Origin of the sequence: Micromonospora sp. NPDC049060, from assembly GCF_040649055.1 — a bacterium.
In the GTDB taxonomy this organism is placed as follows: domain Bacteria; phylum Actinomycetota; class Actinomycetes; order Mycobacteriales; family Micromonosporaceae; genus Micromonospora; species Micromonospora reichwaldensis.
This window is the reverse complement of record NZ_JBEZEV010000042.1, coordinates 25,570-49,097: the sequence shown is the minus strand read 5'-3', so window position 1 is coordinate 49,097 and position 23,528 is coordinate 25,570. Positions and strand designations below refer to the sequence as shown.

Sequence of the window (23,528 nt, the reverse complement as noted above, 5' to 3'; positions counted from 1 at the left end):
AAGACACGAGAGCATTACCGAGAAGCGACAGCCTTCCCGATTCCGGCCGGAGCCCTCGCCGCAGCTTGACAGTTACGCCCATCGGATGTCTTGTCCGCGAAGGTCATCACGTTCGCGCTGGTCAGCGCGTCGATGATGCCGTGGATGCGGGCAGCGGTCAGGTCGTGAGCCGATCCCGGTAGCGCCGGTGAAGCCCAGACGAGACGGCCTGCCGCGTCGGCGATGACCTGCACGTTCACGCCGTGGCGCTTGTGTTTTCCCGAGTAGTAGGGCTTCTGGTCGGCGACCCGGTCGATCGGAATCAGCGTGCCGTCCAGGATCGCGTACGCCAGCATGCGGATCCGCTTCATCGCGGTGACCAGGTCGTCGGCGGATGCCGCGAGCAGGGCGATCGCCTCCTGCACGTAGCGCCAAGCGGTGGCGACGCCGATCGCGAATCCGCAGGCCAGCCGGGTGTAGGTGTCGCCGTTACGTAGATGGGCAAGGGCGAGTAGTGCCTGGCGTCCCGCGTCGAGGCGCCGCCATCGCGATCGTTGCTGGCTACGGTGCTGGCGGATGCGGTCGGCCAGGTGGTTGAGGGTCCGGTTGGACAACGAGATCGTGGACGGGTAAGACAGCACAGGCGAGGCTCCCGGTCGGGGCATCGGGTTTTGGTCGATTTGCTGTCTTACCTGGAGCCTCGCCCTCATCGACCCCCGGGCTACGCACACCGCCCCTGACCTGCAAGGTCAGGATGAAGAAGGCTCAGTCAAGGCCATGCAGACTGAGGTTGGAGACGGAATGCGACAGGCAGGCAACGAGCACCGCCTGTCGCAATATGCCGCAGTCAAGGCAGCGGCAGGCCACCCGTCAGTAGATCCAGGCGGTGCAGTCCCAAGCCGAGGTCCCGATCCGCTCGCAGGAACGGTGCCGGTCGTCCGAGGTGTTCTGGGTCATTACCGTCCACCACGATCCCTCGAGGCCGGCTCCGACCTCTTTAGTGTAGTAGTGAGTGCGGGAGTATCCGTACGGGGTGTAGAGCTGCCGCTCGATGGAGATCGAAATGGATAGGCAACAGGTCGGCAGGTAGTCATCGATCGTCACCCGTGTCCAGATCGCGGCACAGTTCGACGATCGGCGCATCTCGACGCTGTAGCTGCTGTGCCAGAACGCCGCCCCGGACGGGGTCGTCGCCGTACAGCCGTTGGCGTTCGGGTCCTTGCCATTACAACTCGAACCGGAGCAGGCCGCCAGGGCCGGGGACGCCGGCCCTGCCACCACGGCCAGCCCGGTGCCGAGGGCCAGCACCGCCGCGAACACGGACAGAAGGCGCTTGGCTCGTTCCTTGAGAATCATTTCCGCCGTCACTTTCCACATCGATCCGTCAGTACGGTCTGATGAGTGGAAGGTAGGGCGAGCGGCCACCAATTCCTCACCGGCGGGCCATCATCCTGCTCTCGCGGCGCACCGAGGCTTCCCGGGTAACAGCCTCGACTCCGCGTACTGCCCCGTTTCAGGGCGGTTCACTCGTGTCTCGACGTGGAAGATCACCAAGGCGGCGACCGTGCCGATCTCCCAGTCCTGACCGCGAACATCGCCTGCGACCTGACCGCCTGGACCCGACAACTCGGCCTACACGACCAGCCCGGCCCCGGTGACGCCGAATCCGACACTCTGCCGAACCCAACACTTTGCGGCACCGGCCACCGCGCCCACCCGCGAAACTCACCACCTACGTCCGACGCCTCCTTCCCATCCCTACACCTGGGCCTGGGCCACACATTCGGGCACTGTCGGGCAACGCCGCTGACGACCTGATCCACCCGAACTGCTGCCACCAGCAGAAAGGCAGCCCGGGTTTGAGAGACCCGAGGCCGTCGCAGCGACGCTCGTATTCAAGGACGACATGATTGTCGAGCGATGGGACCACGATGTCGGTCAAAGCTAGGGTCCCTGCTCCACCACCGTCCGCAACTCCAGCGACGAGACCAGAGCAGGTGACGATGTCAGATCCGAAGGTGCTCGAGGCACAAGAGTGGGTGAACTCCACCTACCAGAGCGTGCCGTATTACAACCCCTGCCCGGAGAACGGCAAGACCGGCTGGGCGACGATGTACTCGCTCACCCGGGCGCTGCAACATGAGCTCGGAATCGAGGTCCTCTCCGACGCATTCGGTCCGGGTACGATGTCCCGCCTCGCCACGCTGGGGGACATCGGACCAGACACCACAAACGGCAACATCGTGAACATCGTCCAGTACGCGCTCTTCTGCAAGGGCTACTGGGGCGGCCCGGGTGACGGGGTGTACGGCGTCGACACCGCGTCGGCAATCGCCCAACTCAAGGCTGACGCCGGCTTGGACGCCTCCAACACCGACGTGCAGCCCAAGGTGTTCAAGTCCCTGCTCACCATGGACGCCTACATCCTGGTGTCGGGAGGTCGGGCGGAGGTCCGAAACATCCAGCGCTGGCTCAACGGCCGCTACCTGAGCAAGTCGACGTTCTATATCGTCCCGTGCGACGGTCACTACACGCGGGACGTGCAGCAGGCTCTGATGAAGGCCATCCAGTACGAGATCGGGATCCCCCAGGACCAGGCCAACGGCAACTTCGGCCCCGGCACCCAACAGGGACTGCGGAACAACGAGGTCGCTCAGGGATCATCGGGCATCTTCGTCCAGATCTTCAGCGCCGCGTGCGTCTTCAACGGCACGGTGCGAGATGACGGTGACTCCTACACGACGGTCTTCAAGAGCACCTTTGACGCAGCACTCGCCACGTACGTGGCGGCGTTCCAACGCTTCTCCGTGCTCGACGACCACGGTCGGGGCGACTACCGTACCTGGGCCCAACTTCTGGTTTCCACAGGTGATGCTGACCGGCCGGCACACGCCTGTGACACCCGCTACCACATCTCGGAAAGCCGGGCGCGGGCACTGGTGACCGCTGGCTATCACACCGTCGGCCGCTACCTGGACGAGGACGAGCCGAAGGAGATGCAGAAGGAGATCCAGCCGGGCGAGTTGAACGCCATCTTCGCAGGCGGCATGCGGATGTTTCCCATCTCGCAGTACCGCGGCAGATATCTGAGCGACTTCACGTACTCCCAGGGCTACAGCCACGCGGTCCGGGCCCACGACCGGGCCCTCGGCTACGGATTCAACCGCGGTACCATCATCTACTTCGCTGTTGACTACGACGCCACCGACGAAGAGATCACCAGCAACATCATTCCGTATTTCCGAGGCGTACAAGCCGGCCTGTCAGGCCGCGGCAAGCGGTATCTCGCTGGCGTCTACGGTTCTCGCAATGTCTGCTCACGCGCCACCAGCGAGGCGTACGCGCGGTTTTCGTTCGTGTCCGGGATGTCGTGGGGCTTCTCCGGCAACCTCGGGTTTCCAATGCCGGACAACTGGTCGTTTACCCAGATCAAGGAATTTCGGTTCACCGCCGGAGCCGACTCGTTCGACCTCGACCGCAACGTCCACCGGCCCGGTACCGACCCGGGGGTGGGCCCGGAGAACATCGGCGGCACCGGCACACCGCTCGCGGCATTCCTGACCTACATCGACCAACTCTACGCCACCGCTGTGTCGTACGGCCACGGCGCGGATCCGAATCGGCTCGTCCTCGATTTCCTGCGCTACCCCCAGTACGACGGGGAGCGCAGCGGGTGGAACACCCTACTGGATACCACAGGGGTCAGCAGGGAGTGGATCGCGTACGCGGTCGCGAACGGTCCCGCCAGACGGCCTACCTTCATCGATCCCGCGTACGGTGTGCAGGTGAACGTCGACCACCTCGCCGCCACGGCTTGCGCGGTGTATGCCAAGGGCAGTGGCGGCACGACTCCCGGCGGCTCGGGATGGCGGGGCGACTTCGGCGGTTGGGGCGGCGACCTGACGACCTTCTACGCCGACTGGTGGAACAACGAGGACTCCTACGCGTCCGGCTACGCGTTCTGCATGGACCGGCTCGCGAAAATCAACGTCGACTCGTCGTTCTCGTTCGGTGATCTGATAGAGGACGCTGACGGGTATCTCGTCGGCATGGCCCTGCGGGGTGGGGCAAAGGTGCACGAGGCGATCCGCGGCCATCTCGGTGGCACCGGCCATCTCAGCCGGTTCCGGAATTTCTTCACGCGGCGCTACGGCAGTACGGCCGGCGCCACCAGCGCAGCCCGTACGCTGCTCTGTGGCACCAACGACCTCATCACCGACGGCCTGCGGGTAATAGCGATTGAGTTGAAGACGCACGGTGCCCTGCTCCCGCACCTGCTGCCGGACAGCAAACTCAATCCATTCATTCAGGGATACGTCGACACGCTGCAGAACCTCGTAGGCCAGGAGGCGAGGATCAGCCGTCGCACCGTCCTCGGTCGCTAACCCACGGATAGGAGTCCTATGCTGCCTATGCTGGTCGTAGCCCTGACCGCGCCCGCCGCCGTCCTGGCCTTCGGGGCAATTCGCCGTAGGTCACGGGAGCTGCCTACCGCCCCACGTTTCTGGGTCCGGGCAGCCGGAATTCTCCTCCTCTCCGCAGCCGAGGTGTATCTGTTCGGCCTCGTGTATGTAGCGGTTTTCTGGTCCCACGTCCGCGATGTGTGCGTCTCTCGCTACCAGAACTGGGACAGCGCGTACGGCCAGGCACGCTACTGGCCGCTGGAACGAAAGTGCACGGCGCACATCGACATGGTGCCCGGATACGTCAACCCGCTTATCGTGGTTCTGCTCGTCGCGACGTCGGTGGCCGCCCTGCTGGCTCTCGGTCGAGCGGTCCTGAGCAGGAAACTTCGCGGCGCGTCGTGAGGCACCGATCCGACCTAGCCCAACTCTTGACAAGGAACGAAGCTATGAATGAGACGGATCCCCCCGGCCACCCGTGGCAGCGCCGGCGCTTGCTGGCCGTTATCGGTGCTGGCGTCGGCACCGCCGCGCTCGGGACGGTCCCGACCGGTGCCTCCGCCGCACCGCGCCCCAGCCGCCCCTCGGCGGCGACGCGGACCGACTGGGCGGCGGCCACCACCCAGAACGGATGGCCCGTCATCGACTCCGCCCGCGCGACCGGGCACCGGATCGAGGGGTCGAACGCGACGGTCGCGCTCGTGCCCGGTCCGGTGGCGATCGTTCTCCTGCATGTCGCCCGACGCTTTCATTACGAGGTCGACAGCGTCGAGGCCATCAACGGCCACCGATCGGACCGACGCGTCACCGCCGCCTACGAGTCGAACTACCTGTCCGGTAGCGCGATCGAGATCCTTCCCGGACGCTTCCCGATAGGCGCCCGGGATGGTCTCTTCCCGCACGAGCTGGCCACCGTCCGCGACATCCTCGCCGAGTGCGACGGGGTAGTGCGCTGGGGTGGTGACCATCGCACGCTGCCCAAGGAAGGGCACTTCCAGATCGACGTGCGGCCCGGCGACGGGCGCCTCCGGCGGATCGCGGAAAAGATCTCGTCCTGGACGGAGAAGCCGGGCCGAGGAGCCGGAACACCTCCGGACATCTTCAGCGGCTTCCGCCGCGCGGCAGCAACCGGTCTAGCCGACCGGCAGCGCGCCTCGGCGTGACGCGGATCGGTGTCGCCTCTCCTACTTCGCGCAGCGAGCGCGGGAGGGGCGACACCTTCGGCCAAGTTGCCCCGCACCGGCTGGCCCGCCGAGACAGAGGTCTCGACCTCGCCGAACGGGTGCTACTGGTGGTCGCGTGCCGACACAAACCTGACGATACGGCAGCCTACAAGCGACGCCTCGCCGGGACATATTGCACGGATCCTGCGCGACTACCGCCCCATCTCCCACACGTAGACGAAGCCATTTCTAAGGGACGTCTCGTAACTGGGTGGAGGCGTTGCCTGGTACCGGGTCGGTGGTCAGCCGGCGAGGATGATGTTGTGGAGGTTGGCGATGCCGGAAGCGGCGTCGGTCAATGTGTGGGCGGCGCGGCGGTAGTCGCGCAGAATCTTGAAGCACTTCATCCTGGCCAGGGCGTGTTCGACGCCTGCTCGGACGGTGCGGTGCTGGACGTTGAGGGCTTCCTTCCAGTCCGGCAGGTCGCTGCCGTCGGTGGGTTTGCGGTACGGCATGATCACCTCGGGGTTGCCGCGGTAGCCGCCGTCGGCCATCACTGGCCGGCCGTCCAGCTTCTCGGCGATGCCTGAGGTGCGGTAGACGATCGTGTCGTTGCGGTTGCCGGGCTGGGGGTCGCCGACGGCGATGACCAGGCGGGTGGAGGCGTCGATGGCGACCTGCAGGTTCGTCGAGTACCGGTAGTTCTTACTCCGGGCGGCCAGCCGGTGGTCACGCGTGGGGATCAGCGTCCCATCGACGATCGCGATCTGCTCGACCGGCCGCTTCCGCACCGGCGCCAGGGCCAGCAACGGCGCGAGGGTGTCGATGACCCGGTGCGCAGCCGAGTGCGACACCCCGAACAGCGGGCCGATCTGGCGCATCGTCAGGTTCGTGCGCCAGTACGCGGCCACCAGTAGCACCCGATCCGGCAGGTCAAGGGCCCACTGCCGGCCCGGCCGGCCGTCGGCGATGCCGTCACCGCCACGCTCGGCGACCAGCCGGACCAGCTTGCGGAACTGAGCGGGCTGCAGCCCGGTGAAAGGGAAGACCCACTCCGGCTGGGCTGCGGTGATCACCTGCAGCCGCGCATCTTGCCTGATCGTCCTCAACAGACAGACGCCAGGGTTACGAGACGTCCCTTAGGACGCTTATCCCCACAATAACATCCTCGCGGAATGACGCCTGTAGTCGCCAGACCACGCCTCACCTGAGTCAGGGTACGTCCTTCGGTCAAGATCTTGACAGATTGATGAGCCCCTCTGGAAGATGACTGCATCCGGGGCTTCGTAACACCCGGTAGCAACGGGGGATCATATGCGTTTCCGCGTCCTTGGTTTGCCATACATCGAGAGGGCGGCAGGGGTGGCCGGTCGGCGAACCACCGTGCTCGCGTCGATGCTGGCGTTGCATGCCAACACACATGTTTCCCTAAACCGGCTGATCGACGCCGTCTGGGAGGAGCGACCACCCGCGACCGCCCGCGAACAGGTACAGAACTGCATCTCGGCACTTCGGCGATCGCTGGCCGACGGACCGACGGCCATCGCGATCCAACGGCTCGGTGCGGGCTATCGGCTCGATGTCGACGCGGATGAGGTCGACGCGCACCGTTTCGAGCGCGACTATCAGACCGCCACCGCACGAGCCGCCACCGGAGACCTCGAAGCGGCATCTGATCTTATGCGGGCAGCGCTAGCGCTATGGCGTGGTCCGGCGCTAGACGGGATGGAGTCCGCAGAGCTCAGGGCACATGCCTGCCGCCTGAACGACATGCGCACGACGGCGACCGGGCGGATGTTCGAGCTCCAACTGAAGCTGAAGTGCCACAACGAGGTCGTCCCCGAGCTTCGCTCGCTGGCCCAGCTCCATCCTCTGCACGAGCCATACATGTTGCTGTTGACCAAGGCCCTGCTGCAGGGAGGTAGGCACTTGGAAGCACTGTCCGCCTATGACGTTTTCGCTAGGCAGTTGGCGGCCGAGCTAGGGGCGGACCCGGGTTTTCAAGCACAGGCCAGAAGGGCCGAGATCCTGGCAGCGCTCCATCACGCAGCGTCCCCAACCCAGGCGCGGAACGGCCTGAGTGCCGGCGACCTGGACGCCTTTACTCAAGCGGCCCGACTGCTCGCCGACGCAGGACCTCGCCCCGAGCACGAACTGCTGCGCCACTTGGAGAGGGCGGTGCTGCACATTCGGGCAGCATCCGTCCTGCTCGCCTCGCCGGGCGGAAACCAATCGCCCGCATGACAGCGACTCCGGCTGGCCTGGAGGGAACGGTTACTTCGCCCTTCCCTCCAGGCCGAGTCGAGTGTCAGCCCTTGATGTACGGCTTGCCGTCGGCGGCCGGCGCCCGGACCCGACCGACGAGCCCGGCCACCGCCAGGATCGTCGCCAGGTAGGGCAGCATGGCCAGGAACTGGTTCGGGATCACGCTGTTGATGGCGCCCAGGTAGGTGGCGAGCTGGTCGGCGAAGCCGAAGAAGAGCGCCGCGAGCAGCGCCCCCGTCGGGCTCCACCGGCCGAAGATCAGCGCGGCCAGGGCGATGAAGCCCTTGCCGCCGATCATGTTCTTGGTGAACGAGTAGAGCGCCAGCGTGTAGGACGCGCCGCCGATGCCGGCGACCACCCCGGCGAGCAGCACGTTGCGGTAGCGCAGCCCGAGCACCTTGACGCCCAGGGTGTCGGCGGCGGTGGGGTGCTCGCCGACCGAGCGGGTGCGCAGGCCCCACCGGGTGCGGAACAGCGCGATGTGGATGACCAGCACCAGCAGCAGGCCGAGGTAGAGGAAGATGTTGCCCCGGAACAGCGCCGGGCCGAGCAGCGGGATGTCCGACAGCAGCGGGATCTCCCAGTTGCCGAACCGGGGGGCGCTGTTGTACTTCTGCGCGTTGGTCTGCATCAGCCGCTCGTAGAGGAAGCCGGTGACGCCGACGGCCAGCAGGTTGAGCACGATGCCCATGACGACCTGGTCGACCAGGTAGCGGATCGAGAAGACGGCCAGCAGCAGCGAGATGAACGCGCCGCCGATCGCCGCCGCGACCAGACCCACCCAGACGTTGCCGGAGAGGCTGCCGAAGAGCGCGCCGCTGAAGGCGCCCATCAGGAGCTGCCCCTCGATGGCCACGTTGACCACGCCGGAACGCTCGCAGAGCACGCCGGCCAGGGCGCCGAAGACCAGCGGCAGGGCCAGGATGAAGGTGCCCCGGAGGATGTTGACCAGCGGCATGAAGTTCTGCCCGGCCGGCGCGTCGGAGACCTGCCAGCAGAGGAACGACAGCACGAAGCCGACCAGGCCGACGCCGAGCACGAGGGTGAACCAGCGCTTCGGCAGCCCGGCGAGCATCGCGACGCCGGCGGCGACCGCGACGAGGCCGAAGAGGATCGCGCCGAGGGTGCCGTGGATCTCGAGCGCGGCGCCGGCGGCGTCCTCGCTGAGGGTGAACCGGGCCTGCTCGCCGGTGGCGAGCGCCCCGAACAGCACCGTCGCCAGCAGGCCGAGGGCGAGCAGCACGGCGCCGACCTTGCGGGTACGGGTCCAGAAGCCCTGGTCGACGGGGGCGACCGCGACGTCTTCGACAGCCATGGTGGACATGAGTTACCAGCCCTTCGCCAGGCTCGTCTGCAACCGGGCGGCGCGGGCGGCCCGGAGCTGGAAGATCGCCTTCACCAGGGCCGGCGCGGCGATGAAGATGACGATCAGCGCCTGGAGCACGGTGACCAGCTCCAGCGAGATCCCCGAGTAGGACTGCATACGGTTGCCGCCGGCCTGGAGCGCGCCGAAGAGCAGCGCGGCCAGCGCGACGCCCCACGGCTTCACGCGGCCGAGCAGCGCCACGAGGATGCCGTCGAAGCCGATCTGGGCGACCACCAGCGGGGTCAGCGCGCTGGCGGTGGAGCCGAGCACCATGTTGGAGCCGCCGAGGCCGGCCAGGATCCCGGCGAAGACCATGATCAGGACGTACGTCCGGGTGACGCTGATGCCGGCGGTCCGCGCGGCGTCGGGGTTGGCGCCGACGGCGCGCAGCTCGAAGCCGAGCGTGGAGCGGTTGAGCAGCCACCACACCGCCCAGGTGGCCAGCACCGCCAGGATGATGCCGGCGTGCACCCGCAGCCCGTCGCCGAGCAGCCGGGGCAGTTGGGCCGAGCCGTCGACCGGCTTGCTGATCGCGTCCGTACGGTTCGGGTCCTGGACGCCGTTCTGCACGATGATCCAGGTCAGGAAGTACGTGGCGACGTAGTTGAGCATGATCGTGTTGATCACCTCGTGGGCGCCGGTGCGCGCCTTGAGGATGCCCGGGATGAAGCCCCAGATCGCCCCGCCGAGCGCGCCGGCGAGCACCGCGACGAGCAGGTGCAGGCCGGGCGGCAGCGGCAGCAGGAAGCCCGCCAGCGCGGCCAGGATCACGCCCATGGTGGCCTGGCCCTGGGCGCCGATGTTGAACAGGCCGCCCCGGAAGGCCAGCGCCACCGACAGGCCGGTGAAGACCAGCGGCGCGGTGTAGGTGAGCGTCTCCGAGATCGGGCTCATCACCGCCTGGAAGCCGACCGCCTCCGGGTCGAAGACCGCGCCCTTGAACAGGTTGCCGTACGCCTCGCTGACCAGCGTCCAGCTCGCGTTGAGCGCGTCGGCCGGGCGGGCCGTGATGTAGCTGTAGGTGGCGAGCACCTCGGGGTCGGACACGATCATCAGGATCGCGCCGACGACCATCGCCAGCACCAGCGACAGCAGGGTCACCGTGAAGGTGTTCGCCGCCCAGAGGTTGTCCAGGAACAGCCGGCCCAGCGAGGGCTTCGCCTCCGGGGCCGGGGCCTTCGGGGAGGTGGCCGTCCCGGCGCGCTCGGTGTTGCCGAGCGCGGTCCGCGCGGCCTGCGCCTCGGTCGCCGGCTCCTTGTCCGGGGAGCCCGGGTTCGGGTTGGTCATGCCTCGTCCTCGTTGCCAGGGCCCTCGGCGGTCGGGGCCGCCGAGGCGCCGTCGGCCGTCGGCGCGGCCGGGGTCGTGCCGGTCGCGGCGGCGGGCGCCGCGTCGGGGGTGATGCCGGCCATCAGCAGGCCGATCTCCTCGCGGGGGGTGTCCGGGCCGACGATGCCGATGATCCGGCCGCGGTACATGACCGCGATCCGGTCGGCCAGGCCGATCACCTCGTCGAGCTCGCTGGAGACCACCATGACGGCGGTGCCGACGTCCCGTTCCCGGATGACCTGGCTGTGGATGAACTCGATCGACCCGACGTCGACGCCGCGGGTCGGCTGGGCGGCGATGAAGAGCTTCAGCGGCCGGGACAGCTCCCGGGCCACGATCACCTTCTGCTGGTTGCCGCCGGAGAGGGTGCCGACGGGGGCGTCGGCCGAGGAGGTGCGGACGTCGAACTGCGCGATCCGCTCCTTCGCCGACTTGGCGATGGCGTCCGGCTTCAGCGCCAGGCCCTTGCCGAAGGGCGGCCGGTCGTAGATGTCGAGCACCAGGTTCTCCGCGACGGAGAACTCCTTGACGACGCCGTCGACGCTGCGGTCCTCCGGCACGTAGCCGACGCCGGCGCGCAGCACCTTCTTGGTCGACCAGCCGTTGACCCGCTGCCCGTCGAGGGTGACCGTGCCGGCGAGCGTCGGGCGCAGCCCCATGATCGCCTCGATCAGCTCGGTCTGGCCGTTGCCCTGCACGCCCGCGACCCCGAGCACCTCGCCCGCGCGTACGGTCAGGTCGACCCCGTCGACCGCCCGGATCTGCCGGTCGTCGTCGACGACCAGGCCGGAGACCTCCAGGACCGGCTTGCCGGGGGTGGCGGCCTCCTTGTCGACGGTGAGCCGCACGCTGCGGCCGACCATGAGCGCGGCCAGCTCGTCACGGCTCGCCTCGGGGGAGGCGGTGCCGACGGTCTTCCCCCGCCGGATCACGGTGATCCGGTCGGCGATGGCCTTGACCTCGCCCAGCTTGTGGGTGATGAAGACGATCGACTTGCCGGCGGCCTTGAGCGACCGCATCACGGTGAGCAGTTCCTCGGTCTCCTGCGGCGTGAGCACGGCCGTCGGCTCGTCGAGGATGAGCAGGTCGACGTCGCGGGTGAGCGCCTTGACGATCTCCACCCGCTGCTGGATGCCGACCGGCAGGTCCTCGATCACCGCGTCCGGGTCGACCCGCAGGTTGTACCGCTCGGAGACCTCGGCGACCTCGCGCCGGGCCCGCCGCCGGTCCAGGAAGCCGGCGATGCCGCCCCGGACCTGCTCGGCGCCGAGCATGATGTTCTCGGTGACGGTGAAGACGGGCACCAGCATGAAGTGCTGGTGCACCATGCCGATCCCGGCACCGATGGCGTCGGACGGCCCCCGCAGCTTCAGCGGCGCGCCGTCGACCAGGATCTCGCCCTCGTCGGGCTGGTAGAGCCCGTAGAGCACGTTCATCAGGGTCGACTTGCCGGCGCCGTTCTCGCCGAGCAGGGCGTGGATCTCTCCAGGCTCCACCGTCAGGTCGATGTGATCGTTGGCGACCAGATCACCGAACCGCTTGGTGATGCCGCGCAGTTCGAGTCTCAGCGCAACCTCCTGGAGTACGAAGCGATGGTGCAGCGTAGCTGCCGGTGGACCGCTCGCGGCGCGGGGCCGTCGTCGGGTGGAGCGGATCGGCCGCCCCGGCGCCGTGGGGTGGATTCCCCCACGACGCCGGGGCGGCCGGATCGTCGTGCTGTACCGCCCGCCGGCCTACCGGGGTGATCGTCTCACCACGGGCGGCCGGCGGAGCCTCACTTCGGCTGGGCCGCGGAGGTGACGGTGACGGTGCCGGCGGCGATGTCCGCCTTCAGCTTGTCGATCTCGGCCTTCAGCTCGGCCGGGACCTTGCCGTCGAACTCGTGGTACGGGGCGAGCCCGACGCCGTTGTTGGACAGGTTGCCGAGGTAGCCCGGGGTGGCCGACAGCTTCTCGCCGCCGGCGGCCTTGACGACGGCCTCCTTGACGGCGTCCGGGATGTTCTTCTCGACGGTGGTGATGATCGCCGCGCAGTCCTGGGTGCTCTCGCAGCCGTCGACGTCCACCCAGATGGTGTTGTACTTGCCGCCCGACGCCTTCGCGGCGCCGGTGGTGCCGAGGCCCGCGCCGCCGGCGACCGGCATGACGATGTCGGCGCCCTGGGCGACCAGCGCGTCGCTGACCTTCTTGCCCTCGTCCTGCTTGACGAAGTCGTTGGTGAACGACCCGTTCTGCGCGGCCTTGTCCCAGCCGACGAGCTTGACCGTCTTGCTCTTGGTCTTGTTGTAGTGCGCGACGCCGTCGGCGTAGCCGTCCATGAAGATGGTGACCGGCGGGATCTTCACGGCGCCGTAGGTGCCCACCGTGCCGCTCTTGGTCATGCCAGCGGCCAGGTAGCCGGCGAGGAAGCCGGCCTGGGCGGTGTCGAACTGCATCGGGAAGACGTTGGTCTCCTCGACCTTCGCGTCGACGATGCCGAACTGCTGGTTCGGGTTCGCCTTGGCGATCTTGGAGGTGGCGGTACCCATCAGGCCGCCGACGGCCAGGATGAAGTCGCACTTCTGGTTGACGTACTGGGTCAGGTTGACCTCGTAGTCCGCCTCGGCCTTCGACGCGACGTACTTGATGTCGATCTTGTCGTTGGCCTTCTTCGCCTCCTCCAGGCCCTTCCAGGCGGAGGCGTTGAACGACTTGTCGTCGATGCCGCCGACGTCGGTCACCATGCAGGCGCTGTACTTCTTGTCGCCACTGCCGGCGTTGTTGTTCTCTTCGGGAGCCTCGCCACACGCGGCGGCACTCAGCACGAGCCCACCCATCGCGAAGACGGAGGCAATCCGCATCCCACGCACAGAGCGCAAGACGTCTCCTTCCCATTGCACACCGCGTCCTGCACGGTGGCAGCCCTTTGAGCCGGCCTGCGCTGCGCCGCCGGCGTCCCACGTTACGGACGGGAGCGTACGCCCGCGCCCACCCACCGGCCGACAATCGTGCACGACTGTTGAGCGCCTGTTACCCCTACGTAACCCTTAGGTGGGGCAGATCACTCTCAGTGCTGGTAGGTGCGCGGCGGGGCGTCGCGGAACGTCCGGTTCTGCGCGTCGTCCCCTGCCGGTGACGTTACCGCCAGAAGACGGCCACCGCCGCGTTGACCAGGGTCAACCCGACGATTGCCAGGAAGTGCCCACGGTTGACCACGTCGCGCTTCCGGGAAAAGAAGACCATGACAAAGATCAGTATGGCGAGCACCAACTTGGTAACAAGTTTCGCGGGGGCCGGCTCGTCGCCGTCACGCAGCGGCGCCGAGAGGCCGATCCCGGTCGCCAGCATGATCACGGACCCCCAGAGCATGGCCGGGTTGATCCGCAGCTTCCCGCTGACGTACTGGACGATCGCGCCGCCGAGCAGCAGGGCGAAACCAATCAAATGGACGTAGCGAAGTATCAGTCTCAGAGCTTCCACGCCCACCATCCTCCCCCATCAACGACGGATTGTAGTAGCGGGGCGGTAGGGGGTCAGGGAAGCCGCCATGCCTGGAAGGTGGGGCCGTCCGCTGGGAGGGTGACCGCGCCGTCGGCGTCGGGGCGCAGGGCGGGGGCGCCGCCGTACAGGTTCTCGGCCGGACCCAGCCCGGTCAGGCGCAGCGGCTCCCCGGCGGCACGGCGGGCCAGCACCAGCACCGTGCCGGTCGGGGCCTCCCGCAGGAAGACCAGGGTGTCCGCGTCGGCGCGCAGCCAGCGCAGGCCCCCGTGGCGCAGCGCGGGCTCCGCGCGGCGCAGCGCGACCAGGGCGCGGTACGCGGCGAACGTCGCGGCGTCCCAGCTCTCCGGCCGGTGCCACGGCATCGGCGTACGCGAGCCCTCGCCGTTGCTGCCGGTCAGGCCCAACTCGTCGCCCGCGAAGATCATCGGGGTGCCGGGCATGGTGGCGAGCAGGCCGGCGGCCACCTCCTGCCGCGCGGCGTCGCCGACCACGGTGCGGATCCGGGCGGAGTCGTGCGACCCGAGCAGCTGCCACGAGTGGGTGTACGACCGCCAGGAGACAAGCGAGCGGTAGGCGTCCATGGTGGCGAGCACCGCGTCCGCGTCCCGGCGTACCACCCCGCCCGGCGTACCGAGGAAGTTCGGTACGGGCTGGTCGCCGTGCCGCAGCCAGGACCAGACCGGGTCGGTGAAGCCGACGTAGTTCATCGTGCCGTGCCAGCCGTCGCGGTCGAGGTCGCCGGTGTGGTCGTGACCGTGCTCGGCCATCAGCAGGGCGTCGGCCCGGGTCCGGGCGACCACCTCACGCAGCAGCGCCGCCACCTCGTGCGTGTACGCGTCGGCGCCCCGCCGCCCGGTCATGTTCGCCACGTCCACCCGCCAGCCGTCCAGCCCGTACGGGGGGCGCAGCCAGCGGCGCAGCAGCGAGTCGTCGGCGGTGGCGAAGCGCCGGCGCAGCTCGGCGCTGCCCCAGTTCAGCTTGGGCAGCGACTTGACCCCGTTCCAGGACTCGTAGTCACCGGAGACCTCGTCGAAGTAGTACAGCTCCCGCTCGGGCGCGGACACGTCGGAGGCGGCCCTGGTGAACCACTCGTGCGCGTCGCCGGTGTGGTTGCTGGTGATGTCGCCGAGCAGCCGCCAGCCCCGGGCGCGTACGGCGTCGGCGAGGCGGGCCAGCGCGGCGTCCCCGCCGAGCAGCGGGTCGACGGTGTCGAAGCTGGCCGCGTCGTAGCGGTGGTTGGAGCGGGCCGGGAAGACCGGGGTCAGGTAGACGGTGTTCACCCCGAGGCGGTCCAGGTGGTCCAGCCGCTCGGCGACGCCGTCCAGGTCGCCGCCGTAGAACTGCCGGGGCGTCTCGGGCCCGCGCCCGATGACGGGGGTGTCCCAGTCGCACGGGATCGCCCAGTCCGGCACCTCGCGGCCCTCGGCGGCGGCGGAGCGGGCGAACCGGTCCGGGAAGATCTGGTAGATCACCGCGTCGCGGGCCCAGGCGGGCGGCGGGGCGTGGGTGACCAGCTTGAAGTCGCCGTTGTCGGGCACGTCGTGGCTCACCACGCCGGCGGCGTTCAACCAGCGGCTGCCGTGGCTGCCGGTGAGCATGAACCGGTAGTTGCTGACCGGGTTGCGGGCCTCGACGGGCACCCGCCACCAGACGTCGGCGCCGTCGGTGCGGTCGACGACCGCCTCGGTGAACCGGGGCTCGCCGTCGCCGGTGGTGCGCACGTGCACCTGCCGGACGTCGGCGCCGGCCGGCACCCGGACGAAGACGTCGACGACGTCGCCGAGGGCGGGCTCCTGCTCGGGGACGTACAGGGCGGAGCCGTCGTGGTGCGGCAACAGGGACATGGTGGCGCCTTTCGCGTCGGTCGGACGGGAGAGAAATGGGTCTCCCGCCGCGGCCGGTTCCCCGACCGCGGCGGTCGATCCGTGACTGCTCCGGTGTACGTCGGACGCCGACGCCCTTGCCGCAGCGGTGAGCCGAGGAGGCTCAGCCCTTTACGGCTCCGGCGGTGAGACCGTTGACGATGTAGCGCTGGAGGAGTTGGAACACCAGCACCGTCGGGATGGCGGTGAGCAGCGTGCCCGCCGCGAAGATCCCGAAGTTGTTGTTGCGTTCGCCGGCCACCAGCCCGAACATGCCGACCGCGAGGGTCTTCGAGTTGGTGTTCGTGAGGAACACGTTGGCGATCACGAACTCGTTGATCGAACCGATGAAGGCGAGCAGGCCGGTCACCGCCAGGATCGGCGCCACCAGCGGCAGCATGATCCGGAAGAAGATCTGGGCGTGCGAGGCGCCGTCCATGGTGGCGGACTCGTCCAGCTCCTTCGGCAGCGTGTCGAAGAAGCCCTTCATCAGCCAGGTGTTCGCGCCGAGGGCGGCACCCATGTAGAGCAGGAAGAGACCCCACGGGGTGTTGAAGCCGATCACCGGCCACAGGTCGGTGACCTTCGTGAAGATCAGGAAGATCGCCACGATCGCCAGGAACTGCGGGAACATCTGGATCAGCAGCAGGGAGAGCAGCCCGACGCGGCGGCCGGCGAAGCGCATCCGGGAGAAGGCGTACGCCGCCAGCGCCGACAGGAAGATCGACGCGAAGCTGGCCACCCCCGCCAGGAGCAGCGAGTTGAGGAACCAGCGACCGAAGGCGGTCCGCTCGAAGAGGTTGGTGAAGTTCTCCAGCGAGGCACCGGTCGGCACCAGCTCCGTGGAGGAGAGCGTGCCGAGCGGGTTGAGCGCCGCCGAGACGACGAACAGGATCGGGAAGAGGCTGAACGCCACCGCCAGGATGCCGACCAAGTGCCGCCATCCCACCTGCGCGAACCAGCGGTTCCGCCGTCCGGTCGCGTTGCGGTTGGCGACGGGCGCTTCGGTGCGGGTGCTCACGAGTACACCTCCTCCTGCTTGCGGGTCCGGGAGAAGCTGATCGCCGACACCGTCGCCACGATCGCGAAGATGAAGATCGAGACAGCGGCGGCCAGTCCGTACTCGGCGCCCTGGGCGCCGAAGGCCAGCCGGTAGGTGTAGGTGATCAGCAGGTCGGTGGCGCCGGCCGTCGGGTTGTCCGCCGGGAACGGTCCGCCCTCGGTGACGAACTGGATCGCGTTGAAGTTGTTGAAGTTGTACGCGAAGGACGCGATCAGCAGCGGCGAGATCGCCACCAGCAGCAGCGGCATGGTCACCGCGCGGAACGACTGGAACGGCGACGCCCCGTCGACCGAGGTGGCCTCGGTCAGCTCGCGTGGGATGGCCTGCAACGCGCCGGTCGTCACCAGGAACATGTACGGGTAGCCGAGCCAGAGCTGCACCAGCAGCACCGCGAGCCGGGCCGACCAGGTCTCGCCGAACCAGTCCACCCCCAGCCCGAACAGGTTGTTGATCAGGCCGAAGTCGGTGTTGAACATGTCCCGCCAGACCAGCAGCATCGCGAACGACGGCATGGCGTAGGGCAGGATCAGCAGCACCCGGTAGAAGTTCGTGCCCCGCATCCGGGGCGAGTGCAGCGCCAGCGCGATGCCCATGCCGAGCAGGAACGTGAAGCCGGTGGAACCGAGCGCGAAGGCGAAGTTCCAGATCAGCGTGCTGAAGAACGGGCCGGAGATGGCCGGGTCGGTGAGCACGTCGGCGAAGTTGCGCAGCCCGACGTTTACCTGCCAGCCCTGGGCCAGCGTCTCGCCGTCCGCGGCGACGAAGGAGCCGACCTTCCCGTCGGCGGTCCAGGTCTTACCGGTCTCGCTGTCGCGGATGCAGTCGCAGCCCGCGTCGTACGCCCGGACCGCCTTGCCCTCGTAGGCGCGCGACAGGCCGGACGAGCGCAGCGCGCCCCCGGAGGTCGGCACCACCAGGTCGGTGATGTCCTTGCTCCGATTGCTGGCCTCGCCGAAGTTGAGGATCTGGTAGCCGTCGGCGGCGGTGACCTTGCCGCCCGGCGCGACGGTGACGCTGCCGGCGTCGAGCGGGCGCAGGCCCTCGGTGTCGCCGACGGAGACGGTGTTCGTCTGCGGGTCGGTGACCAGGAAGACCAGCGCGCCGGTGGCCGGGTCGCCCTTCGTGGCGACGGTCAGCGGGTACTGGACCGAGCCGGGGACCTGCGTCACCGAGCCGCTCTGGATGGCGACGATGGCGTCGTCCTTGCTGCCCCGGTGGCCGTCGCCGAAGTTCGTGAAGGCGGTGCTCGCGGTGTAGAGCACCGGGATGATCTGGAACGCCACCAGGAAGAGCGTGCCCGGGAACAGGTACTTGACGGGGATGTGCCGGGGCGTCAGGTAGAGGTAGAAGAGGCCGGCGGTGGTCGCCAGCAGGACCGCCAACCCGACCCAGAGTTCGGCCTCGATGAGCGGGAAGGCCGCCCAGACCGCGATCCCGGCCACGAGGCCGAGCAGGACCACCTTGACCAGCATGCCGGTCAGGGTGATCGGCGCGTGGTTCCGCGCGGTACGGGACGTGCGCGGGGACCCGGACCGTACGGGCCCCCGGCCCGGGGGCTGCGTGGCAGTCCCCGGGCCGGACGACGGCGTGCTCATTACTTGATCTGGCCGGCGATCGTCTTACCGGCGGCGGTGATCGTCTTGGCCGGGTCGGCGCCGCCGATGATGGCGGCCTCCGCCTTGCCGAACGGGTCCCAGATCGCGGCCATGGCCGGGATCGCCGGGAGCACCTGGCCGTTCTTGCCGGCCTCCTGGAACTTGGCCAGGTCCGGGTCGCTGCCCTTGACCTGGTCGAGCGCGGCGGTCAGCGCCGGGGGACGCGGCTCGGCGTTGTAGAGCGCCATGGCGAGGTCCGGGGTGGTCACGTGGTTCGCGACGAACTCCTGCGCCAGGGCCTTGTTCTGCCCCTTGGCCGCGACGTAGAAGGACTGGACGCCCACGAACGGCTGGGCCTCCTTGCCGCCGGCGAAGCCGGGGACCGGGGAGATGTCGTACTTGATGTTGGCCTTCTTGGCGTCGGCGATGGCCCACGGGCCGGAGACCAGGAAGGCGCACTTCTTGCCGGTGAAGGTGGCGATGGAGTTCTCGCCGGTGATGGAGCGCTTCAGCGCACCCTCGCCCTTCTCACCCAGCTTGGCGATCTTCTGGAACGCCGCGATCGACTCCGGCTTGCCCACGCCCAGGTCCTTCGGGTCGTAGTCGCCGTTGGCGGCGGTGCCGAAGAGGTAGCCGCCGGCCGAGGTGTAGAGCGGGTAGATGTGGTACGCGTCGCCGTTCTGGCCGGACTGGAGGCAGAGGATCTCGCTGGCCTTCTTCTCGGCCTTGAGCTTCTTGCCGGTGGCGACCAGCTCCTCGATGGTCTTCGGCGCCTCGGGGGCCAGCTCGGTGTTGCGGATCAGCGCCAGGTTCTCCATGGCGTAGGGCACGCCGTAGAGCTGGCCGTTGAACGTGACGGCCTTGACGGCGGTCTCGTTGAAGGCGCTCTTCTGCTCGGCGGCGAGCTGGACCGGGTCGATGGCGCCGTTCTGCACCAGGTTGCCGATCCAGTCGTGCGCGCCGACCACGACGTCCGGGCCGCTGCCCTGCTGGGAGGCGGTGACGAAGTTGGTCTGGAGGTCCTTGGAGACGGCCTGGACGTCGACCGTGACGCCGTTCTCCTTGCCGAACTTCTCACCGAACGGCTTGAGGGCGGCGGCGCGCTTGTCGTCGGCCCAGATCACCAGCTTGCCGCCGGTGGCGGCCTTGCTGGATTCCTTCGCGGCCGGCTCGTCGTTGCTGTCGCCACCACAGCCGGAGGCGGCGAGCGCCAGGCCGAGGACGGCGACCACACCCGCGGTACGGATGCGCATCGGTACTCCTGTCGTCATGGCGGCACGCCGGGGGAGGGGCGGACCCGCCAGTGGAAGCTCTGTAAGTTTCTTGCCAACCGGCGCTCGGCGTGCTGCGCCGCTGCTCTCGCGTGTTGCGGGGACGTTAGCAAGAGGTTGCAGAGAATGGAAGGGCTTGCAGAAGTGTACGCAAGAACTTGCCTTTGAGCTAAAGTGCGCCCATGCGCGCTCGACTGTCCGACATCGCCCAACAGGCCGAAGTCAGCGAGGCCACGGTGTCGCGGGTGCTCAACGACCGCCCGGGAGTGGCCCCCGAGACCCGGCAAGCCGTACTCACCGCCCTCGATGTGCTCGGCTACGAGCGCCCGGCCCGGCTACGCAAGCGCAGCGCCGGCCTCGTGGGTCTGGTGGTCCCCGAACTCGACAACCCGATCTTCCCCGCCTTCGCCCAGGTGATCGAGTCGACCCTGGCGCAGAGCGGCTTCACCCCCGTGCTGTGCACCCAGACGGCCGGCGGGGTCACCGAGGACGAGTACGTCGAGATGCTGCTGGACCGGCAGGTCTCCGGAATAGTCTTCGTCTCCGGCCTGCACGCCGACACCGCCGCCAACCACGACCGCTACCGGGCCCTGATCGCCCGCCCGCTGCCCGTCGTGATGATCAACGGGTACGCGCCCGGCATTCCCGCGCCCTTCGTCTCCTGCGACGACGGCGAGGCCACCGAGCTGGCCGTGGCCCACCTGGTGGCGCTCGGGCACCGCCGCATCGGCCTGATCACCGGACCGGACCGGTTCGTGCCGGTGCAGCGCCGGGTGGCCGGCTTCCGGGCCGCGATGGGCCGGCTGGTCGGCGTCGACGAGGCCGGCCTCGACGAGCTGGCCGAGCTCTCCCTGTTCGGTGTGGAGGGTGGCGAGGCCGCCGCCGCCCGGCTGCTGGAGCGCGGCGTCACCGGCATCGTCTGCGGCTCCGACCTGATGGCGCTCGGCGCGATCCGGGCCGCCCGGCAGCGCGGCATGTCGGTGCCCGGCGAGCTGTCGGTGGTCGGCTACGACGACTCCCCGCTGATGGCCTTCACCGACCCGCCGCTGACCACGATGCGGCAGCCGGTGGCCGCGATGGCCGTCGCCGCCGTGCGGGCCCTGGTCGACGAGATCAACGGGCACGCCGCCCCGCACTCGGAGTACGTGTTCCGCCCGGAACTGGTGGTGCGCGGCTCCACCGCGGTCGCCCCCACCGACGCCGCGCGGCCGACCCCTGGCGGCCCGACGCGGCAGCGCCCGGCCCCGCCCGCGCTCGCCGTCCCGGCCTGACCGCCCCGCCCGCGCTCGCCGTCCCGGCCCTGACAGCCCGCTCTGGGGAGGGCCGGGCGGTCGAGGGTCGCCGCGCGCCGTGACCCACGCCATTTCTTGCGCAAGGAATGCTTGACTCTTGCAGTCACGGGCGGCATTCTGCTCAGACACCGCACCCGCACCCGCGCCACGCCGGGTGCCGCCGTCCCGCGCCACAGAACGGGGAACGCCACCGATGACCGTCAGCAACCCCACGCCGCTGACCTCCGACGACGACTGGTGGCGCTCCGCGGTCGTCTACCAGGTGTACGTACGCAGCTTCGCCGACTCCAACGGCGACGGCGTCGGCGACCTCCAGGGCATCCGTGAGCGCCTGCCGTACCTGCGCGACCTCGGGGTGGACGCCCTCTGGCTGACCCCCTTCTACACCTCCCCGATGATCGACGGCGGGTACGACGTCGCCGACTACCGCGACGTCGACCCGATGTTCGGCACCCTCACCGACTTCGACAACATGATCACCGACGCGCACGCCCTCGGCCTGCGGATCATCGTCGACCTGGTGCCCAACCACACCTCCAGCGCGCACCCGTGGTTCCAGGCGGCGCTGGCCGCCGGACCGGGCTCCGCCGAGCGCGAGCGCTACCTCTTCGCCGAGGGCAAGGGCGAGAACGGCGAGCTGCCCCCGAACGACTGGGAGAGCATCTTCGGCGGCCCCGCCTGGACGCGCATCGACGACGGCCAGTGGTACCTGCACCTCTTCGACCCGGCCCAGCCGGACCTGAACTGGCGCCACCCCGAGGTGCGCGCCGAGTTCGAGGGCGTCCTGCGCTTCTGGCTCGACCGGGGCGTGGACGGCTTCCGGATCGACGTGGCGCACGGCATGATCAAGGCCGAAGGGCTGCCGGACGTCGGGTTCAACTCGATGACCACCGGTCAGCGCCAGGCGGAGCTGCTCGGCAAGGGCCGGCTCCCCTACTTCGACCAGGACGAGGTGCACGACATCTACCGCGCCTGGCGGCCGATCCTGGACAGCTACCCGGGCGGCCGGATGGCGGTCGCCGAGGCGTGGGCCGAGACCCCGCAGCGCCTCGCCCGCTACATCGGCCCGGACGAGCTGCACCAGGCGTTCAGCTTCGACTTCCTCGACGCGACCTGGTCGGCCGACTCGTTCCGCAAGGTCATCGACACCGCGCTCGCCGAGTCGACGATCGTCGGCGCGCCCACCACCTGGGTGCTGTCCAACCACGACAAGCAGCGGCACGTCACCCGCTACGGCGACGGCGCCGAGGGGCTGCGCCGGGCGCGGGCCGCCACCCTGCTGATGCTCGCCCTGCCCGGCTGCGCCTACATCTACCAGGGCGAGGAACTGGGCCTGCCGGAGGTGCTCGATCTGCCGGACGAGCTGCGCCAGGACCCGGCGTTCCTGCGCACCGGCGAGAGCCGGGACGGCTGCCGGGTGCCGATCCCGTGGAGCGGCGAGCTGGCCCCGTACGGCTTCGGGCCGCAGGGCAGCGAGCTGAGCTGGCTGCCGGCCCCGGCGACCTGGCGCGGCCTCTCGGTCGCCACCCAGGCCGGCGTGCCCGGCTCGACGCTGGAGCTCTACCGCACCGCGCTGCGGATCCGCCGGGAACACCCGGCGCTGGCCGCCGACGCGGGCGGAGTCACCTGGTTGGAGGCCGGGCCGGGCGTGCTCGCCTTCAGCCGCGCCGCCGGCGACACCGTGCTGACCTGCGTGGTCAACATCAGCGGTGCGCCGGCCCTGATCGACGGGTACGGCGTGCCGATCGCCGCCAGCGAGCCGCTCACCGGGCAGGGCTCCGGCCATCTGCTCGGAATCGACGCGGCAGCCTGGTTCGAACGGCGCTGAGCGGGTAACCCGTCATCGACCTGGTCGTCCGTCGTGCCCCGCGCCGACGGGCGACTGGGCCATCGACCCCTTGTGGTGGGGGGTGAGGTGGCGCCGGCGTCATCGGAGTCCGCTCCGGCGGCGCCGGCGTCCATCTGGATGCGCCCACCCGGCTGGGCTCAGACCCCGCCGGTGAGTTTCGCGGCGATGCGCCCGAAGCCGGCCCGCAGCTCGGCCTCGGTGGGCGGGGCCAGCGGTTCCGCCCGGTCGGCCTCCTCGGCCGCCGCCTCCAGTTCCTCGTCGATGGTGTCCTCGAAGTCGCCGTAGAGGTCGGCCTGGTCGAGCTGCGCCGCCTCGTCCTCGGCGGCGACCTGCGCCGCGGCGATCTCGCCCCGGATCTCCTCGGCCGAGACCGCGGGCAGCAGCGGCTCGACCACCGCCATCAGCTGCTCCTCGGCGACGATCGCCTCGGCCAGCGCGAGGGCGTGCGGCCGCTCGTAGGGGCCGCAGACCACCGGCTCCCACTCGTCGACGTCGCCGAGCGGACCGAAGGTGATGATCCACGGCAGGCCGAGCATCGGCGAGTCGTCCGGCAGGTCCAGTGTCACGAGTGCGCCCACGCGCCCATCATGGTCCGTCACGCCCCCGGACCGGGAG

The 23,528-nt window shown here is 69.1% G+C and carries 19 protein-coding genes; 6 read left to right on the top strand and 13 right to left on the bottom strand.

Annotated features, from left to right (window positions below):
* Window positions 1-14: 14 nt before the first annotated feature.
* Both AB0B83_RS17220 and AB0B83_RS17215 read right to left on the bottom strand, forming a co-directional pair.
* Window positions 15-620, bottom strand: coding sequence for a transposase family protein (locus AB0B83_RS17220; protein ID WP_357579015.1), 606 nt, complete (start codon window positions 618-620; stop codon window positions 15-17).
* Window positions 621-849: 229 nt separating this feature from the next.
* Window positions 850-1,356, bottom strand: a complete 507-nt coding sequence (locus tag AB0B83_RS17215) for a DUF2690 domain-containing protein (RefSeq protein WP_357579014.1) — start codon at window positions 1,354-1,356, stop codon at window positions 850-852.
* 626 nt (window positions 1,357-1,982) lie between these two features.
* Here AB0B83_RS17215 and AB0B83_RS17210 point away from each other — a divergent pair.
* Genes AB0B83_RS17210 through AB0B83_RS17200 form a run of 3 tightly spaced genes read left to right on the top strand, consistent with a single transcriptional unit; the run spans window position 1,983 to window position 5,545 of the window.
* Window positions 1,983-4,364, top strand: a complete 2,382-nt coding sequence (locus AB0B83_RS17210; protein WP_357579013.1) for a glycoside hydrolase domain-containing protein — start codon at window positions 1,983-1,985, stop codon at window positions 4,362-4,364.
* A 27-nt stretch (window positions 4,365-4,391) separates the two neighbouring features.
* Window positions 4,392-4,787 carry a hypothetical protein gene (locus AB0B83_RS17205; protein ID WP_357579012.1) on the top strand — a complete coding sequence of 132 codons (396 nt, stop codon included), beginning with the start codon at window positions 4,392-4,394 and terminating at the stop codon, window positions 4,785-4,787.
* Between the two features lie 44 nt (window positions 4,788-4,831).
* The gene (locus AB0B83_RS17200) at window positions 4,832-5,545 is read left to right on the top strand and encodes a hypothetical protein (protein WP_357579011.1); all 714 of its coding nucleotides are present in this window, start codon (window positions 4,832-4,834) and stop codon (window positions 5,543-5,545) included.
* Between the two features lie 302 nt (window positions 5,546-5,847).
* On the opposite strand, the gene AB0B83_RS17195 is transcribed toward AB0B83_RS17200, so the two are convergent.
* Entirely contained in the window at window positions 5,848-6,627 is a 780-nt protein-coding gene (locus AB0B83_RS17195; protein ID WP_357579020.1) for a transposase family protein, read from the bottom strand.
* 301 nt (window positions 6,628-6,928) lie between these two features.
* Here AB0B83_RS17195 and AB0B83_RS17190 point away from each other — a divergent pair, with 301 nt between their 5' ends.
* Window positions 6,929-7,789, top strand: a complete 861-nt coding sequence (locus tag AB0B83_RS17190) for an AfsR/SARP family transcriptional regulator (RefSeq protein ID WP_357579010.1) — start codon at window positions 6,929-6,931, stop codon at window positions 7,787-7,789.
* A gap of 64 nt (window positions 7,790-7,853) precedes the next feature.
* Here the strand turns inward: AB0B83_RS17190 and AB0B83_RS17185 are convergent, their stop codons facing one another.
* The 9 genes from AB0B83_RS17185 to AB0B83_RS17145 form a co-directional block, all read right to left on the bottom strand.
* On the bottom strand, window positions 7,854-9,134 hold the full coding sequence (locus tag AB0B83_RS17185) for an ABC transporter permease (RefSeq protein ID WP_357579009.1): 1,281 nt from the start codon (window positions 9,132-9,134) through the stop codon (window positions 7,854-7,856).
* A 3-nt stretch (window positions 9,135-9,137) separates the two neighbouring features.
* Complete coding sequence (locus AB0B83_RS17180) at window positions 9,138-10,463, bottom strand: ABC transporter permease (protein ID WP_357579008.1); 1,326 nt, start codon at window positions 10,461-10,463, stop codon at window positions 9,138-9,140.
* Window positions 10,460-12,010 (bottom strand): ABC transporter ATP-binding protein, encoded by a 1,551-nt coding sequence (locus tag AB0B83_RS17175; protein WP_357579019.1) that lies wholly within the window; start codon window positions 12,008-12,010, stop codon window positions 10,460-10,462. Before AB0B83_RS17175 ends, AB0B83_RS17180 begins: the two co-directional genes overlap by 4 nt.
* A gap of 266 nt (window positions 12,011-12,276) precedes the next feature.
* Complete coding sequence (locus AB0B83_RS17170) at window positions 12,277-13,341, bottom strand: BMP family ABC transporter substrate-binding protein (protein ID WP_357579018.1); 1,065 nt, start codon at window positions 13,339-13,341, stop codon at window positions 12,277-12,279.
* A 277-nt stretch (window positions 13,342-13,618) separates the two neighbouring features.
* Window positions 13,619-13,960, bottom strand: a complete 342-nt coding sequence (locus tag AB0B83_RS17165; RefSeq protein ID WP_089003690.1) for a hypothetical protein — start codon at window positions 13,958-13,960, stop codon at window positions 13,619-13,621.
* A gap of 53 nt (window positions 13,961-14,013) precedes the next feature.
* Complete coding sequence (locus AB0B83_RS17160; protein ID WP_357579007.1) at window positions 14,014-15,825, bottom strand: glycoside hydrolase family 13 protein; 1,812 nt, start codon at window positions 15,823-15,825, stop codon at window positions 14,014-14,016.
* A gap of 142 nt (window positions 15,826-15,967) precedes the next feature.
* Window positions 15,968-16,864, bottom strand: coding sequence for a sugar ABC transporter permease (locus tag AB0B83_RS17155; protein WP_357579006.1), 897 nt, complete (start codon window positions 16,862-16,864; stop codon window positions 15,968-15,970).
* Window positions 16,861-18,501, bottom strand: a complete 1,641-nt coding sequence (locus tag AB0B83_RS17150; RefSeq protein WP_357579005.1) for an ABC transporter permease subunit — start codon at window positions 18,499-18,501, stop codon at window positions 16,861-16,863. Before AB0B83_RS17150 ends, AB0B83_RS17155 begins: the two co-directional genes overlap by 4 nt.
* Window positions 18,501-19,754 carry a maltose ABC transporter substrate-binding protein gene (locus tag AB0B83_RS17145; protein WP_357579004.1) on the bottom strand — a complete coding sequence of 418 codons (1,254 nt, stop codon included), beginning with the start codon at window positions 19,752-19,754 and terminating at the stop codon, window positions 18,501-18,503. The genes AB0B83_RS17150 and AB0B83_RS17145 overlap by 1 nt, the downstream gene beginning before the upstream one ends.
* 200 nt (window positions 19,755-19,954) lie before the next feature.
* Between AB0B83_RS17145 and AB0B83_RS17140 the strand changes: the two genes are divergently transcribed.
* Window positions 19,955-21,043 carry a LacI family DNA-binding transcriptional regulator gene (locus AB0B83_RS17140; protein ID WP_357579003.1) on the top strand — a complete coding sequence of 363 codons (1,089 nt, stop codon included), beginning with the start codon at window positions 19,955-19,957 and terminating at the stop codon, window positions 21,041-21,043.
* A 214-nt stretch (window positions 21,044-21,257) separates the two neighbouring features.
* Window positions 21,258-22,892, top strand: a complete 1,635-nt coding sequence (locus AB0B83_RS17135; RefSeq protein WP_357579002.1) for a glycoside hydrolase family 13 protein — start codon at window positions 21,258-21,260, stop codon at window positions 22,890-22,892.
* A 158-nt stretch (window positions 22,893-23,050) separates the two neighbouring features.
* On the opposite strand, the gene AB0B83_RS17130 is transcribed toward AB0B83_RS17135, so the two are convergent.
* Window positions 23,051-23,491: a hypothetical protein gene (locus tag AB0B83_RS17130; protein ID WP_357579001.1), complete on the bottom strand. Its 441-nt coding sequence runs from the start codon at window positions 23,489-23,491 to the stop codon at window positions 23,051-23,053.
* Between the last annotated feature and the right edge of the window lie 37 nt (window positions 23,492-23,528).

Bases quoted from the DNA above. Each gene is read 5' to 3' on its own strand.
- AB0B83_RS17215 (WP_357579014.1), bottom strand. From the start codon at position 1,356: ATGTGGAAAGTGACGGCGGAAATGATTCTCAAGGAACGAGCCAAGCGC.
- AB0B83_RS17210 (WP_357579013.1), top strand. From the start codon at position 1,983: ATGTCAGATCCGAAGGTGCTCGAGGCACAAGAGTGGGTGAACTCCACC.
- AB0B83_RS17205 (WP_357579012.1), top strand. From the start codon at position 4,392: ATGCTGGTCGTAGCCCTGACCGCGCCCGCCGCCGTCCTGGCCTTCGGG.
- AB0B83_RS17200 (WP_357579011.1), top strand. From the start codon at position 4,832: ATGAATGAGACGGATCCCCCCGGCCACCCGTGGCAGCGCCGGCGCTTG.
- AB0B83_RS17185 (WP_357579009.1), bottom strand. From the start codon at position 9,134: ATGTCCACCATGGCTGTCGAAGACGTCGCGGTCGCCCCCGTCGACCAG.
- AB0B83_RS17180 (WP_357579008.1), bottom strand. From the start codon at position 10,463: ATGACCAACCCGAACCCGGGCTCCCCGGACAAGGAGCCGGCGACCGAG.
- AB0B83_RS17170 (WP_357579018.1), bottom strand. From the start codon at position 13,341: ATGCGGATTGCCTCCGTCTTCGCGATGGGTGGGCTCGTGCTGAGTGCC.
- AB0B83_RS17160 (WP_357579007.1), bottom strand. From the start codon at position 15,825: ATGTCCCTGTTGCCGCACCACGACGGCTCCGCCCTGTACGTCCCCGAG.
- AB0B83_RS17150 (WP_357579005.1), bottom strand. From the start codon at position 18,501: ATGAGCACGCCGTCGTCCGGCCCGGGGACTGCCACGCAGCCCCCGGGC.
- AB0B83_RS17145 (WP_357579004.1), bottom strand. From the start codon at position 19,754: ATGCGCATCCGTACCGCGGGTGTGGTCGCCGTCCTCGGCCTGGCGCTC.
- AB0B83_RS17140 (WP_357579003.1), top strand. From the start codon at position 19,955: ATGCGCGCTCGACTGTCCGACATCGCCCAACAGGCCGAAGTCAGCGAG.
- AB0B83_RS17135 (WP_357579002.1), top strand. From the start codon at position 21,258: ATGACCGTCAGCAACCCCACGCCGCTGACCTCCGACGACGACTGGTGG.